Here is a 13,736-nt window from a genome sequence, read left to right as displayed (position 1 = left end):
GGACGAAGCGAAGTGAAAAAAATCATCATTCTTTTAGCCGCAGCAGTCATGATATCAGCCGGATGCAGTGCAGACGGGACAGGAGGGAGCGGGAAAACGGTGAAAGAAATCCGGATCGGCATCCAGCAGAGTTTAAGCCCGCTTCTCATTGCCAAGGAAAAAGGCTGGTTTGAAGAGGCCTTCAAAAAAGACGGAATAAAAGTAAAATGGGTTGAATTCCAAAGCGGTCCTCCGCAATTTGAAGGTCTTGCCGCCGATAAGCTTGATTTTTCCCAGGTCGGCAATTCACCGGTCATTTCCGGTCAGGCGGCAGGAATTGATTTTAAAGAGATCGGGCTGTCTCAGGACGGGTTAAAGGCAAACGGCATTCTCGTAAACAAGGGCAGCGGGATTCAGAGCCTGAAAGAATTGAAAGGTAAAAAAATCGCCGTAGCCAAAGGCAGCAGCGGCTTTGATTTTCTCTATAAAGCTTTAGATAAAGCGGGGCTTTCCGCCGATGACGTCACCATCATCCAGCTTCAGCCTGATGAGGCGGTTTCCGCTTTTGAAAACAAATCAGTTGATGCATGGTCCATTTGGGAGCCGTATTTGTCGATTGAAACGCTGCAGCATGGGGCGGAAATATTGGCGAACGGAGAAAGCACAGATTTATATTCTCCCGGTTTCACGTTAGTCAGAACGGGATTTTCCAAAGAACACCCGGATGAGGTAGTCCGTTTTCTGAAAGTGTTCAATAAAGCAGTTATATGGCAAAAGGAACACAAAGATGAAGCTGTCTCCTTATATGCGAAAATCAAACATCTTGATCCGAAAGTCGTCAGAAACGTGCTTAACAATACTGAGCCTCTCAATGAACCGATCAATGATGATATTGTCAAAGCCCAGCAGGAAACCGCTGATTTTCAATATCAAACAAAAGCGATTCATAAGAAAATTCATGTAAAAGACGTTGTTGACAATTCATTTATTAAAAAAGCGCTTGAAACGGGGGATGGCAAGTAATGAAAGCAGAAGCATCAACGGCTGCCGGCGCAATAAGCCAATCAGAAAAGAAAGCTCTGGCAAGATCCCGGAAGTATTCATACCAATGGATGAAGGGGGTTGTACTCCCGGCTGCGGTCATCGCAGTATGGCAGTTTATCGCAAGTCTGGGCATCGTCTCGGCCACGGTGCTCCCGTCGCCTGTCGTCATCTTGCAGACGTTTCAGGAACTTCTTCTTTCAGGTGAACTTTGGGGTCATTTAGAGATCAGCTTATACCGGGCGGCTGCCGGATTTCTGCTTGGCGCTGGCCTCGGGCTTGTTTTCGGGCTGCTGGTCGGTTTTTCAAAGCGGACGGAAGCATATCTTGATCCGTCTCTGCAAATGCTCAGAACGGTTCCGCACTTGGCCGTGACTCCTCTGTTCATTTTGTGGTTCGGATTTGATGAGACATCAAAAATTCTGCTGATCGCATTGGGGGCTTTTTTCCCCGTGTACATTAATACGTTTCTCGGAATCCGCAGTGTGGACGCGAAGCTGTTTGACGTCGCGCGGGTGCTGGAATTTAACTGGTATCAGCAGATGACGAAATTAATTCTTCCGGCATCTCTGCCGAATATCCTGCTCGGCATCAGGCTCTCTCTGGGCATTGCGTGGCTCGGTCTCGTGGTGGCGGAACTGATGGGATCGAGCGAGGGCGTCGGTTATATGATTATGGATGCCAGACAATTTTCACAGACAAATAAGGTGTTTGTCGGCATTATCATTTTTGCGGCTGTCGGCAAGCTGACAGATGCATTGGTCAGAATGCTCGAACGGAAACTATTAAAATGGCGGAACAGTTATGAAGGGTAACCTATTAAAAAAGGAGAGATTCATATGGAGATTCTTTGGTTTATTCCGACGCATGGTGACGGCCGGTATTTAGGGACGCAAACGGGAGGGAGGACGGCGGATCATCTTTATTTTAAACAAGTGGCACAGGCGGCGGACAGACTCGGGTATACGGGGGTTCTGCTGCCGACGGGGAGATCATGTGAAGACCCGTGGCTGACGGCTGCCGCTTTAGCGGGAGAAACGAGTGACTTGAAATTTTTAGTGGCGGTCCGTCCGGGACTGATGCAGCCGTCTGTCGCCGCGAGAATGGCGTCGACAATGGATCGGCTGTCAGAGGGCCGTTTGCTCGTAAATGTCGTAGCGGGCGGAGATCCTTATGAACTGGCGGGAGACGGTATGTTTATCAGCCACGATGAACGTTATAAGGCGACTGAAGAATTTTTAACCGTCTGGCGCGGACTCATGCGGGGCGAAACGGTGACATATGAAGGGGACCATATCAAAGTGGAAAACAGCAATCTGCTGTTTCCTCCAAAACAGTCTCCGCATCCGCCATTATATTTCGGCGGTTCATCACAGGCGGGAATTGAGGCTGCGGCAAAACATACAGATGTCTATTTAACATGGGGAGAGCCGCCGGAGCAGGTAAAAGAAAAGATTGAAACCGTTAAAAAACAGGCTGCCAAGGAAGGAAGGACAATGCGTTTTGGCATCAGACTTCACGTGATTGTCCGGGAGACTGAAGAAGAGGCATGGGAAGCGGCTGAACGGTTAATCAGCCACTTAGACGAAGAGACGATTGCGAAAGCGCAGGCTGCGCTCCGGCGCGCTGATTCATCGGGACAAAAACGGATGGCCGATCTCCATAACGGTGACCGCTCGAAGCTTGAGATCAGCCCGAATCTCTGGGCCGGCATCGGACTGGTCAGAGGCGGAGCGGGCACGGCGCTTGTCGGTGATCCGAAGATTGTCGCTGCTCGAATTTTAGAGTATCAGGCACTCGGCATTGAGTCGTTTATCTTTTCAGGCTACCCGCATCTGGAAGAAGCTTATTATCTGGCTGAACTCGTGTTTCCGCTTCTGCCGTTTCAGAATGAGCGGACTAAAAAGCTTGAGCGCAGACTGGGTGAAGCAATGGGCAACGACCATTTTGCAAGAGGAAATAAAGCGACAGTCTGATGACGTCGCAGGGCGGATAATTGACGGCGGGCGCTTTCTGCGGTTTCATTTCCGGGGAAATGCCGGCAGTGAAGGCGGGTATTCACCCGCCTTTTTAAGCGCTTAGCTTGCACGATACTCATATGGATGATATGATACAAAACGTAATTATTACGATTTGTTAGGAGTGCTGAAATGGCAAAAAAATCAAAAGTGATCAAAGAGCTCAAGCGGCAGAAGCTTGTTGAACAATATGCGGACATCCGAAGAGAATTAAAGGCAAAAGGAGACTGGGAAGCGCTGAGCAAACTGCCGCGTGATTCTGCTCCGGCCAGGCTTCATAACCGCTGTACGGTGACGGGGCGGCCCCGCGGATATATGAGAAAATTTAAACTGTCCAGAATCGCATTCAGGGAACTGGCCCATAAAGGCCGGATTCCCGGGGTGAAAAAAGCGAGCTGGTAATGTAAAAAACTCCGGATCTGTCATGAACCGGAGTTTTTGCCGTGCTTATGAAAAGTGAAAACATAAGCCAAATGCTGAATCATCATCAGAATGAAAATCAAAAGAATTGGAAAAAAGGGTAGATGCGGCTGAATCAGCGGATAAAACAAAAGCAGAACGGCTGCGGCCGGCAATGAGAAGTAAACGGCGATATACGAGGAACGGCAAGCTTTAGCCGTCATCATTCGTTCTCTTTCATCCTGTTCCTCAAATTCATCGGGCACAAGCCTGTGCTTTTTGCCGTTTCGTTTTTTCTTTTCGGCATAGATATACAATGCGGCACAAACGGTAAACAGCAGAAACGGAGTGATATTCAGCTCAAATGAACCGCTCCCCTCCGTTTGGAAAAACTGAGCGATCCGCGGCGCCGCTTCCATTAAGGAAATAAGCGTCCAGCAGGCCAATCCGTAGAGTGCAAGGTGAAAACACGCTTTTATTTTCAAACTCATTTTTTCTCCTCCTCCAGCCAGAAAACTTCCTCCATCGGCAGGGAGAAAGCCCGGCAGATGTTAAGCGCCAATAAAAGTGAAGGCACATAATCTCCTTTTTCAATCGCTGCAATCGTCTGTCTGGTGGCTCCGGCTTCTTTTCCGAGCGTTTCCTGAGAATAGCCGAATCTGGCTCTCAGCTCTTTTACTTTATTTTTCATCATCAGGCGTACCTCAAGTTTTCTTCTTTTTCATATTGTATGAGATATTTAACAAAATGTAAACCCAACTTAACATGTGGACAAAAAAAGAATTTTTTTCGACAAATTTTTTAACATTCCCTTGACGAAAAAAAAATATACATGTAATATTAGAAACATCAAATCGCTACTGACAAAATAGAACTTTGATGCGGGTGTAGTTTAGTGGTAAAACCTCAGCCTTCCAAGCTGATGTCGTGAGTTCGATTCTCATCACCCGCTCCATACATACGTTATTAACGCAGTGTTTCGTTTCTCTGATAAACGAAGTATTGCGTTTTTTTATGTGAAAAAAGACACGAAGGCGTGTCTTTTTATGAAAGCCAAGAGACGGTATGCGTGCCTCCGTGAATTTGTTCAAACATTTTTGTTAAGGATGATAGCAGCTCATCCGCCGCGTCGGCATGAAATGAAGGCGGGAAAAAGATCAGCTGCAGCATTTTCTTTGTGCCGGGCGTGACAGGGCGTGTATTGATATGTCCGGTGAAGTCGCCGAAAACGCCGTCCGGGCCGGAGAAGGACAGTACGCTTTCTTTTTCTCCGATCGTAATTGAAATTGGTTCATCTATTTCTGCGGCATCATACGCCATGATAGGCAATGAATATTTCAAGGAGAAAAAAAGTATGGTATCATGGGCTGAATTCACACTTTCAATGAATCGTTCCCGGGAAATATCGCCGAGCATAAGCTCCATCGGCGTTTTTTGTCCTGAAAAGGCGGGACTGAGCTGTTCCATCAAACGCGCCCACTCTTTTACAAAAGGCTGCTCATCTATACCGCCGTCAGCATAATCAAAGTAAAGAGATTCTTGAAATAAACGGAGGCGGCCTTTCAGCATTTGCGGAGCAGGCCCGACTTCGATCTGTTCATATAAGATGGCTGCCGCTTTGATCCCCGGCACCCGTTCAGCAATAAGTGGATCTAAACTGATGTTCAAGTGTGTTCACTCCATTTCGGGATGATAAAACTCTATTATACCTGTGCGGGAGCCTGATCACAAAGAAAGGAGGCTGTGCAAAAAATGAATATTCATAAACTGAAAGAGGAATTAATCGAATACGCCAAAAGCATCGGAGTCGACAAAATCGGGTTTACGACGGCTGATACGTTCGACAGTCTGCGGGACCGGCTGATTCTTCAGGAATCACTCGGCTATTTATCCGGTTTTGAAGAGCCGGATATTGAAAAACGGGTCACTCCGTCTTTGCTTCTCCCGAAAGCCAAATCGATTGTCGCCATCGCCCTTGCTTATCCTTCCAAAATGAAAGATGCGCCGAGGAGCACAAGGGACGGGCGGCGCGGCATTTTTTGCAGAGCTTCCTGGGGGAAGGATTATCATGACGTGCTGCGCGAAAAGCTTGATCTGCTGGAGAATTTTCTCCAAAGCAAACATGAGGATATCCGCACAAAGTCAATGGTTGATACAGGGGAATTGTCTGACAGGGCCGTGGCTGAACGGGCGGGAATCGGCTTCAGCGCCAAAAACTGCATGATCACCACGCCTGAATACGGTTCTTACGTCTATCTGGCTGAAATGATCACCAATCTGCCCTTTGAACCGGATGTGCCGATTGAAGATATGTGCGGTACGTGCACAAAATGTTTAGACGCGTGTCCGACCGGCGCACTCGTCAATCCCGGACAGCTTAACGCCCAGCGCTGTATTTCGTTCCTGACCCAGACAAAGGGATTTTTGCCGGATGAGTTCCGCACGAAAATCGGAAACCGTCTGTATGGCTGTGACACGTGCCAGACGGTCTGTCCGATTAATAAGGGGAAAGATTTTCATCTTCATCCGCAGATGGAGCCTGATCCGGAAATCGCAAAGCCGCTGTTAAAGCCGCTTTTGACCATAAGCAACCGCGAATTCAAAGAAAAATTCGGACATGTATCGGGATCATGGCGTGGCAAGAAGCCGATACAGCGGAATGCGATTTTAGCTTTGGCTCATTTTAAAGATGCCTCGTCTCTTCCGGAATTAACGGCCTTGATGCACCAAGATCCGCGTCCCGTCATCAGGGGGACGGCCGCCTGGGCCATCGGGAAAATCGGTGACCCTGATTATGCGGGGGAATTAGAAAAAGCGCTTCAAAAGGAGCAGGATGAGGAAGCCATACGGGAAATTGAAAAGGGACTGGAGCTGTTATCGGTTTCTGATAAGACTAAAACCGGCCGGTCCTGACATATGTATAGAGAAAAAGCACTTGGCCGGAGTTCAAGTGTTTTTTCTTTATAAAACAGTATGGTGGGTGGAGCGCTTGAAGCATATTATTGAAGATTTAGCGGAGGCCCGGCTTCATTATTTAATCAACGGAACCGAGATGAGGCACAATGGGCAGCCCGGCGATCTTGAGGTCCTGACGAGAAAAAAAGAGCTGTTTAAAAAACGGAAAGTTGACATCGTGAAAGCGAAGGCAAAAGCCGTCATTGTCAAAAGCAGCCTTGAGGACGACGGCACGTTATGCGTCATGTACACGATTCATTTCGAATATTTGTGCAAGGAGCATGACGGACACCTTTACTTAGAAGAGCAGATTGAGGAACGGACTGCATTTCTCTATGATCAGCTGTTGATTAAAGACCGGGAAGTAAAGAAAAAACCGGCGGGATTTTCTGACGGAAACAGCGTAATTGAATATGAGCGGAGTGAACGGGAAGATTTCGGGCGGGCGTTTCAATACGACCGTCTGGCTGCCGTGCAGTACGCGGAGAAGTTTTGGAATAAACGAAATCCCGCTTATAAAAATTTCAGCGATAATTGCACCAATTTTATTTCCCAATGTTTACATGCCGGAAAAGCGCCGATGCGGGGGCATCCGAACAGAGGCTCAGGCTGGTGGATGAAGGCAAGCTCGTGGAGCTACAGCTGGACGGTCGCGCATTCGATGAAGATGTATCTGGCCCAATCCAAGGCCGGGCTTCGCGCGGTGCAAGTATCAAGAGCTGAAGAACTGATGCCCGGAGATATCATTTGCTATGATTTTGAAGGAGACGGCCGTTTTAATCATACGACGATCGTGGTCGCGAAAGATAAAAGCAATATGCCGCTTGTCAATGCCCAAACGTATGACAGCAGAATGAGATATTGGTCATATGAGGATTCAACGGCGTATACTCCTTCCATCAGATATGCGTTTTTTCATATTACGGATGATACGACAAAAGAGTAATTAATGATATAATGGTGGGCGGAATAAAAAACAGAGGTGAACATCGTGGCATTACATGTCGTTTTATATCAACCCGAAATCCCGGCCAATACGGGAAATATCGCACGTACTTGTGCGGCAACAGACACAACGCTTCATTTGATCCGCCCGCTCGGATTCTCGACCGATGATAAAATGCTGAAGCGCGCCGGACTCGATTATTGGGAGTTCGTCAACGTCGTATATCATGATTCATTGGAAGAGTTATTTGAGGCATATGAGAACGGAAAGTTTTTCTTCATTACAAAATTCGGCCAAAAGCCGCACACATCATTTGATTACTCAAATACGGAGGAAGACTTTTTCTTCGTATTCGGCAGAGAAACGAGCGGACTTCCGAAAGAATTGATCGAAAACAATATGGACCGCTGCCTGCGTCTGCCGATGACCGAGCATGTGAGATCATTAAACCTGTCCAACACGGCCGCGATTCTTGTATATGAAGCGCTGCGCCAGCAAAATTACAGAGATTTGACGTGAGAAAAAACGCCCGCATTCGGGCGTTTTTTTTATTCAATAAAAAAGACGGACAGCAGCGGTTCACGGCATTTTTATATTTCCAGGCTTAACAACGTAACAGTGTTATGTTACAATACATTCATCGAAGGAGCTGGATTCATGGAGGAACAACTGATTTCTAAAAAAGAATTGCTGGAAGAAACATCAATTTCATACGGACAGCTGTACCGCTGGAAACGGAAAAATTTAATTCCTGAAGAATGGTTTATCCGAAAATCAACATTTACAGGCCAGGAAACATTTTTTCCGAGAGCGGAAATATTAAAACGCATCTCAAAGATACAGAAAATGAAAGAAAATCTGTCTTTGGATGAAATGAGAGAAATGCTGTCTCCGCAAATGACTGATGTCAATATAACGTCTGCGGAACTGCTTCAAAAAGGACTGATTTCAAAGGCTGCGCTGCAAGTTTATGGCGAAGACGGCGTGACATTCACGTCCCGCGCGCTGCTGTCTTTATATGTGCTTGAAGGACTTTTGCGATCGGGCAATATCAGCCTTGAGGAAGGAAAATTGGCGGCAGGGGTGCTGAAAACGTATGAGGCTTCCGAACTGAAAGCAAATACGGAGCTTGTCATGCTCCGAAAGCTTGGCGTAACGACGTGCTTCATCGCAGACGCGGAACATATTTTATTTGAACCGACTGTCAAAGTGGTTGAACGGGTGGCGCTTGCTGCGGCATCGGAAGAATTAAAAACGAAATGGATGCAGGAGGACCATCAATGGAAGTAACAGATAAATTAATCATCAACGGTTCAGGAAGTTCAAAAGGAGGCCGTTTTCATACAGTGGAGATCAACGGAAGCGGCACGGTGTCAGGTGATGTGGAGTGCGCGAGCTTTTTGTTTAACGGCAGCGGAAAAACCGACGGACATGTCAAGACGCAAACGCTGACGATCAGCGGTTCGGGGAAAATTTCCGGCAGTGCCGAAGCTGAATCCATCCGTATCAACGGAACGGGTGTCATTAAAGGTGATGTCAAAACAGAGCGGCTGAACGTCGCGGGATTTTCATCTTTCGGCGGCGGTGTGAAAGCTGATGATATTTTCATATCCGGGAAAGCCGGGTTTGAAGGCGATTGCGAGACAGAGACGTTCCGTTCGGAAGGCAAATGCAAGATCGGCGGCCTGCTGAATGCCGATGAAGTCAGTATTAAGCTGGCGGCGGGAGAAAGCCATGTGAAAGAGATCGGCTGCCGCCATTTGAAAGTGATGAGCAGAAAGAGCGTGCTTACGCGTTTTAAGCTGATGCCGGCCCCGGTGCTGACAGCGGAGCTGATTGAAGGTGACATCATTGAATTGGCGGACACGAACGCGAAGACAGTCCGCGGAAATCATGTGCGGATCGGCGCAGGCTGCACCATTGGGACTGTGGAATACAGCGGCGATTTTACATGTGACCCTTCCGCTTTGGTTAACAAAGTCGTGAAACGATAGGAGGAACTGCGATGGAAACGACAAAAAAATTGAGTCATTTAAAAATGTACGGAGCCGGACACGCCTCCGGCGGCTCCTACCAAAATGTAAGCATTAAAGGGGAAGGAACTGTCGGCGAAGGACTTCAAAGCGAACGCTGCCGGATATTCGGTACGGGACTTTTTCTCGGAGATGCCGAGATCAACAGGCTGAAAATTTTCGGAGAGCATGAAGTTGCAGGAGATTTATCAGCACGTTCAGCAAATGTGATGGGCACATTGAAAGTCGGCGGCTCCATGCGTTTCGCCACGATGAGGCTGAAAGGACTTGCTGAAATTGGCGGCGGGGCCGCGGGAGAGCAGTGTCATATAAAAGGAAGTCTCACCGTCGGCGGCGATTGCGAGACGGAGCTGCTTCATGTAACAGGATATATCAATGTGGCGGGATTGTTAAACGCGGGGGACGTAAACATCCATTTGCGTTATGACCGAAGCCGCGTGAAAGAAATCGGCGGCACATCGATCACCGTCAGACGGAAACCCGGTTTTCTTAAACGGAAAGCCGGCACGCTTTCTGCTGAATTGATCGAAGGAGACGCAATTTACCTCGAATACACGGAAGCAGACATCGTCAGAGGAAAGCATGTGGAAATCGGCCCGGGCTGCAAAATCGGAAAAATCGAGTATCAAACAAGCTGCAAATCTCATGAAAAATCAACTGTCCAAGCACATATTCAACTATGAAACATTGTTATGTTGTACAGGAAAGGGTGCTCTTTATGAAGAGCACCCTTTTGCCGTTATTTGTTTTCAGGTTTGCTGTCGTAACCCGCCGTAAAAATGGATACTAAAAAAGTGAGAATGACCCCAAGTAAAATGATCGTTTTCATCATTTCTCCTCCTCTTTGCTTTTCCATTTGATGTCCGAGTCTGGATGAAACTGTATTTCTTTCATTATGAACGGTGCACCGGACCCTTGTCAATGACGGCCTTATAACGTCTGTATTTTTAAGAAACGAAAAGCATGTATTATCACGTCACCGCATAGATTGTAACAAAGTACCTTATTTCTAGTGCATCAACCATGATAGAGGAGGTTCTTATGGATATATTAAAGAAAATTGAAAAGTACAGAGAGGAAGAGCAGCGTCTCAAATGGGAAGGGACGTTCGCTGATTATTTGGAGATCATAAAAGAAAATCCATTGGTCGCGCAGTCTGCTCATTCTCGCGTTTTTAATATGATAAAAGACAGCGGAATCGAGGAGGATGACGGTAAAAAGACATACAGCTTTTTCTCGCGGGAGCTGTTCGGCCTTGAGGAATCTCTGGAACGGCTCGTGGAGGAATACTTTCACCCGGCTGCCAAGCGGCTCGATGTAAGAAAACGGATTTTACTATTGATGGGACCCGTCAGCGGCGGAAAGTCAACTCTTGTCACCATGCTGAAAAAAGGGCTTGAAGCCTACTCATTGACAGACAACGGCGCTGTTTACGCCATTAAAGGCTGCCCGATGCATGAAGATCCTCTCCATCTCATTCCCCATCATCTGCGCGACGACTTCTACAGAGAATACGGCATCAGAATTGAGGGCAGCCTTTCTCCGCTTAATGTCATGCGGCTTGAAGAAGAATACGGCGGCAGAATTGAGGATGTAAAGGTTGAACGTATATTCTTCTCGGAGGATAAACGTACCGGAATCGGAACCTTCAGCCCGTCTGATCCGAAATCACAGGATATCGCCGACTTGACGGGGAGTATTGATTTTTCAACAATTGCCGAATATGGCTCAGAATCAGATCCGCGCGCTTATCGGTTTGACGGTGAATTAAATAAAGCGAACCGCGGAATGATGGAGTTTCAGGAAATGCTGAAATGCGATGAAAAATTTCTGTGGCACCTTCTGTCACTCACGCAGGAAGGGAATTTTAAAGCCGGACGGTTTGCGCTCATCTCAGCCGACGAATTGGTTGTTGCGCATACGAACGAAACGGAGTACCGCTCGTTTATTGCCAATAAGAAAAATGAAGCCCTTCACTCCAGGATCATCGTGATGCCTGTTCCTTATAATTTAAAGGTGTCAGAGGAAGAACGGATTTATGAAAAAATGATTTCTGAAAGTGATGTTTCTGACGTACACATCGCCCCCCATACATTAAAAGTGGCCGCGATGTTTTCTATTTTGACCCGGCTGAAGGAACCGAACCGTTCTGATATTGATCTCGTCAAAAAAATGAGGCTCTATGACGGAGAAAGCGTTGAAGGTTACAATTCCGTTGATCTGGAGGATATGAAGAAGGAATTCCACGATGAAGGAATGAGCGGAATTGACCCGCGCTATGTCATCAACCGCATTTCCTCAACGATTATCCGAAAAAATATGGAATCGATCAATTCGCTTGACGTGCTGCGTTCCTTAAAAGAAGGACTTGACCAGCATCCGTCGATCTCCGCCGAGGACAAAGAGCGGTATATGAATTTTATTTCCGCCGCCAGGAAAGAGTATGATGACATCGCCAAAAAAGAAGTGCAGAAGGCGTTCGTCTATTCATATGAAGAATCCGCTAAAACTCTCATGGACAATTATTTAGATAATGTGGAAGCGTACTGCAATAAAAATAAGCTCCGCGATCCGCTGACGGGAGAAGAAATGAATCCTGACGAAAAACTGATGAGATCCATTGAAGAGCAGATCGGCATTTCAGAAAACGCGAAAAAAGCGTTCCGCGAAGAAATTTTAATCCGCATATCCGCATATGCAAGAAAAGGAAAACGCTTTGACTATAATTCGCACGAAAGACTCCGCGAAGCGATTCAGAAAAAGCTGTTCGCAGACTTAAAAGATGTGGTGAAAATTACGACCTCAACCAAAACGCCGGATGAACAGCAGCTTAAAAAGGTCAATGAAGTTGTTGCAAGGTTAATAGATGAACACGGTTATAATTCGACTAGCGCTAATGAACTGCTGAGGTATGTCGGAAGCTTGTTAAACCGCTGATGTTTGATTTCATTGAGAGGCCCGTCTGTAAAAGGACGGGTTCTTTTGGCTGTTTTTCGCAATTGTTTGTCAATTGGAGAGTCCGTCCGGCATAAGATGAAAATAAATCTTTTCGCCGGACTTGTTTCATAAACAGGACCAAGCCGGAATACACATGTAAAACGACCATAACGGTTAAGGAGGGGAATTCATGTCCCGTAATGACAGCGGAAATTTTTTGATTTCAGAGGAAGACTGGTCCCTCCATCGCAAAGGCTTTGACGACCAGCAGCGCCACCAAAAGAAAGTACAGGAAGCGATAAAAAACAACCTTCCGGATCTTGTCACTGAGGAAAGCATTATTATGTCCAACGGAAAAGATGTCGTGAAAATCCCGATTCGTTCGCTTGATGAATATAAAATCCGTTATAACTATGATAAAAATAAACATGTCGGCCAAGGCGACGGCGACAGCGAAGTCGGCGATGTCGTCGCAAGAGACGGCGCAGATAAAAAGCAGGGTGCCGGAAAAGGCCAGGGAGCAGGCGATCAGGCAGGCGAGGATTATTATGAAGCGGAAGTTTCATTGATGGATCTGGAAGAAGCGCTGTTTCAGGAATTAGAACTGCCGAATCTGCAGCAAAAGGAAAGGGACAATATCGTCCATACCGATATCGAGTTCAATGATATCCGGAAAACCGGGCTGACAGGGAATATCGATAAGAAAAGGACGATGCTGTCGGCCTATAAACGAAACGCTATGACAGGCAAGCCGTCGTTTTACCCTATTTATCCGGAAGATCTGAAATACAAAACATGGAATGATGTGACGAAGCCGGAATCGAAAGCTGTCGTTTTAGCCATGATGGATACAAGCGGTTCGATGGGCGTATGGGAAAAGTATATGGCGAGGAGCTTCTTTTTTTGGATGACACGATTTTTACGGACAAAGTATGAAACGGTTGATATCGAATTTATCGCCCACCATACGGAAGCGAAGGTTGTGTCCGAAGAAGATTTTTTCTCGAAAGGCGAGAGCGGGGGCACCATCTGTTCCTCCGTTTACCGGAAGTCTCTTGAATTAATTGATGAAAAATATGACCCCGCCCGCTACAACATCTATCCGTTTCATTTTTCAGACGGAGATAACCTGACTTCGGATAACGCCCGGTGCGTAAAGCTCGTCAATGACATCATGAAAAAATCGAATCTGTTCTGTTACGGTGAGGTCAATCAATATAACAGGCATTCCACCCTCATGTCCGCCTATAAAAATGTCAAAGATGATAAATTTAAATACTACATCCTGAAACAGAAATCAGACGTATTTCAAGCGCTGAAAAGCTTTTTTAAAAATGAGGAAGCCGGTGTAAGCAAAGCATCGTATTAAATATAAAGCCGAGTGAAGAATCGTGGGCCGCGGTTCTTCGCCCGGCTTTTTTAAATTAA

15 protein-coding genes and 1 tRNA gene are annotated in these 13,736 nt (G+C 46.7%); 13 read left to right on the top strand and 3 right to left on the bottom strand.

Annotated features, from left to right (window positions below):
* Window positions 1–12: 12 nt before the first annotated feature.
* The 4 genes from OTK50_RS04880 (at window position 13) to rpsN (ending at window position 3,440) form a co-directional block, all read left to right on the top strand.
* Window positions 13–1,002: an aliphatic sulfonate ABC transporter substrate-binding protein gene (locus OTK50_RS04880; RefSeq protein ID WP_224224133.1), complete on the top strand. Its 990-nt coding sequence runs from the start codon at window positions 13–15 to the stop codon at window positions 1,000–1,002.
* Window positions 1,002–1,835 carry an ABC transporter permease gene (locus OTK50_RS04875; RefSeq protein ID WP_022552806.1) on the top strand — a complete coding sequence of 278 codons (834 nt, stop codon included), beginning with the start codon at window positions 1,002–1,004 and terminating at the stop codon, window positions 1,833–1,835. The genes OTK50_RS04880 and OTK50_RS04875 overlap by 1 nt, the downstream gene beginning before the upstream one ends.
* Before the next feature lie 24 nt (window positions 1,836–1,859).
* Entirely contained in the window at window positions 1,860–2,996 is a 1,137-nt protein-coding gene (ssuD, locus tag OTK50_RS04870) for an FMNH2-dependent alkanesulfonate monooxygenase (RefSeq protein ID WP_266121837.1), read from the top strand.
* A gap of 174 nt (window positions 2,997–3,170) precedes the next feature.
* Window positions 3,171–3,440: a 30S ribosomal protein S14 gene (rpsN, locus tag OTK50_RS04865; RefSeq protein ID WP_007610245.1), complete on the top strand. Its 270-nt coding sequence runs from the start codon at window positions 3,171–3,173 to the stop codon at window positions 3,438–3,440.
* A gap of 20 nt (window positions 3,441–3,460) precedes the next feature.
* Here the strand turns inward: rpsN and OTK50_RS04860 are convergent, their stop codons facing one another.
* Both OTK50_RS04860 and OTK50_RS04855 read right to left on the bottom strand, forming a co-directional pair.
* Window positions 3,461–3,928, bottom strand: coding sequence for a hypothetical protein (locus OTK50_RS04860; protein ID WP_038457397.1), 468 nt, complete (start codon window positions 3,926–3,928; stop codon window positions 3,461–3,463).
* Entirely contained in the window at window positions 3,925–4,128 is a 204-nt protein-coding gene (locus OTK50_RS04855; protein WP_003155407.1) for a helix-turn-helix transcriptional regulator, read from the bottom strand. Before OTK50_RS04855 ends, OTK50_RS04860 begins: the two co-directional genes overlap by 4 nt.
* A 190-nt stretch (window positions 4,129–4,318) precedes the next feature.
* Here OTK50_RS04855 and OTK50_RS04850 point away from each other — a divergent pair.
* A tRNA-Gly gene (locus OTK50_RS04850) sits at window positions 4,319–4,392 on the top strand.
* Window positions 4,393–4,481: 89 nt separating this feature from the next.
* Here OTK50_RS04850 and OTK50_RS04845 read toward each other — a convergent pair.
* The gene (locus OTK50_RS04845; RefSeq protein ID WP_045207027.1) at window positions 4,482–5,105 is read right to left on the bottom strand and encodes a hypothetical protein; all 624 of its coding nucleotides are present in this window, start codon (window positions 5,103–5,105) and stop codon (window positions 4,482–4,484) included.
* Window positions 5,106–5,189: 84 nt separating this feature from the next.
* Between OTK50_RS04845 and queG the strand changes: the two genes are divergently transcribed.
* The 8 genes from queG (at window position 5,190) to yhbH (ending at window position 13,677) form a co-directional block, all read left to right on the top strand.
* Entirely contained in the window at window positions 5,190–6,350 is a 1,161-nt protein-coding gene (gene queG, locus OTK50_RS04840) for a tRNA epoxyqueuosine(34) reductase QueG (RefSeq protein ID WP_015239452.1), read from the top strand.
* A gap of 76 nt (window positions 6,351–6,426) precedes the next feature.
* A complete protein-coding gene (locus OTK50_RS04835) occupies window positions 6,427–7,338 on the top strand; it encodes an amidase domain-containing protein (RefSeq protein ID WP_044801953.1) in 912 nt (303 codons plus the stop codon).
* Window positions 7,339–7,374: 36 nt separating this feature from the next.
* Complete coding sequence (gene trmL / locus OTK50_RS04830) at window positions 7,375–7,857, top strand: tRNA (uridine(34)/cytosine(34)/5-carboxymethylaminomethyluridine(34)-2'-O)-methyltransferase TrmL (RefSeq protein WP_007610253.1); 483 nt, start codon at window positions 7,375–7,377, stop codon at window positions 7,855–7,857.
* A 138-nt stretch (window positions 7,858–7,995) separates the two neighbouring features.
* The gene (locus OTK50_RS04825) at window positions 7,996–8,628 is read left to right on the top strand and encodes a YhbD family protein (protein ID WP_007408428.1); all 633 of its coding nucleotides are present in this window, start codon (window positions 7,996–7,998) and stop codon (window positions 8,626–8,628) included.
* Window positions 8,619–9,332, top strand: a complete 714-nt coding sequence (locus OTK50_RS04820) for a polymer-forming cytoskeletal protein (RefSeq protein WP_239033851.1) — start codon at window positions 8,619–8,621, stop codon at window positions 9,330–9,332. Before OTK50_RS04825 ends, OTK50_RS04820 begins: the two co-directional genes overlap by 10 nt.
* Before the next feature lie 11 nt (window positions 9,333–9,343).
* Window positions 9,344–10,054, top strand: a complete 711-nt coding sequence (locus OTK50_RS04815; protein WP_224224136.1) for a hypothetical protein — start codon at window positions 9,344–9,346, stop codon at window positions 10,052–10,054.
* Window positions 10,055–10,412: 358 nt separating this feature from the next.
* Window positions 10,413–12,308: a serine/threonine protein kinase PrkA gene (gene prkA / locus OTK50_RS04810; RefSeq protein WP_224224137.1), complete on the top strand. Its 1,896-nt coding sequence runs from the start codon at window positions 10,413–10,415 to the stop codon at window positions 12,306–12,308.
* A gap of 190 nt (window positions 12,309–12,498) precedes the next feature.
* Window positions 12,499–13,677, top strand: coding sequence for a sporulation protein YhbH (yhbH, locus tag OTK50_RS04805; RefSeq protein WP_017417325.1), 1,179 nt, complete (start codon window positions 12,499–12,501; stop codon window positions 13,675–13,677).
* The last annotated feature ends 59 nt before the right edge of the window (window positions 13,678–13,736 follow it).

This window comes from Bacillus sp. NEAU-CP5 (genome assembly GCF_026420705.1).
Lineage (GTDB): Bacteria > Bacillota > Bacilli > Bacillales > Bacillaceae > Bacillus > Bacillus velezensis.
The sequence above is the reverse complement of the archived record's forward strand: the minus strand, read 5'-3'. Positions and strand labels throughout refer to the sequence as shown.

Excerpts from the sequence above, each read along its gene's own strand:
- OTK50_RS04875 (WP_022552806.1), top strand. The coding sequence starts at position 1,002 with ATGAAAGCAGAAGCATCAACGGCTGCCGGCGCAATAAGCCAATCAGAA.
- ssuD (WP_266121837.1), top strand. The coding sequence starts at position 1,860 with ATGGAGATTCTTTGGTTTATTCCGACGCATGGTGACGGCCGGTATTTA.
- rpsN (WP_007610245.1), top strand. The coding sequence starts at position 3,171 with ATGGCAAAAAAATCAAAAGTGATCAAAGAGCTCAAGCGGCAGAAGCTT.
- OTK50_RS04860 (WP_038457397.1), bottom strand. The coding sequence starts at position 3,928 with ATGAGTTTGAAAATAAAAGCGTGTTTTCACCTTGCACTCTACGGATTG.
- OTK50_RS04855 (WP_003155407.1), bottom strand. The coding sequence starts at position 4,128 with ATGAAAAATAAAGTAAAAGAGCTGAGAGCCAGATTCGGCTATTCTCAG.
- queG (WP_015239452.1), top strand. The coding sequence starts at position 5,190 with ATGAATATTCATAAACTGAAAGAGGAATTAATCGAATACGCCAAAAGC.
- OTK50_RS04825 (WP_007408428.1), top strand. The coding sequence starts at position 7,996 with ATGGAGGAACAACTGATTTCTAAAAAAGAATTGCTGGAAGAAACATCA.
- OTK50_RS04820 (WP_239033851.1), top strand. The coding sequence starts at position 8,619 with ATGGAAGTAACAGATAAATTAATCATCAACGGTTCAGGAAGTTCAAAA.
- OTK50_RS04815 (WP_224224136.1), top strand. The coding sequence starts at position 9,344 with ATGGAAACGACAAAAAAATTGAGTCATTTAAAAATGTACGGAGCCGGA.
- prkA (WP_224224137.1), top strand. The coding sequence starts at position 10,413 with ATGGATATATTAAAGAAAATTGAAAAGTACAGAGAGGAAGAGCAGCGT.
- yhbH (WP_017417325.1), top strand. The coding sequence starts at position 12,499 with ATGTCCCGTAATGACAGCGGAAATTTTTTGATTTCAGAGGAAGACTGG.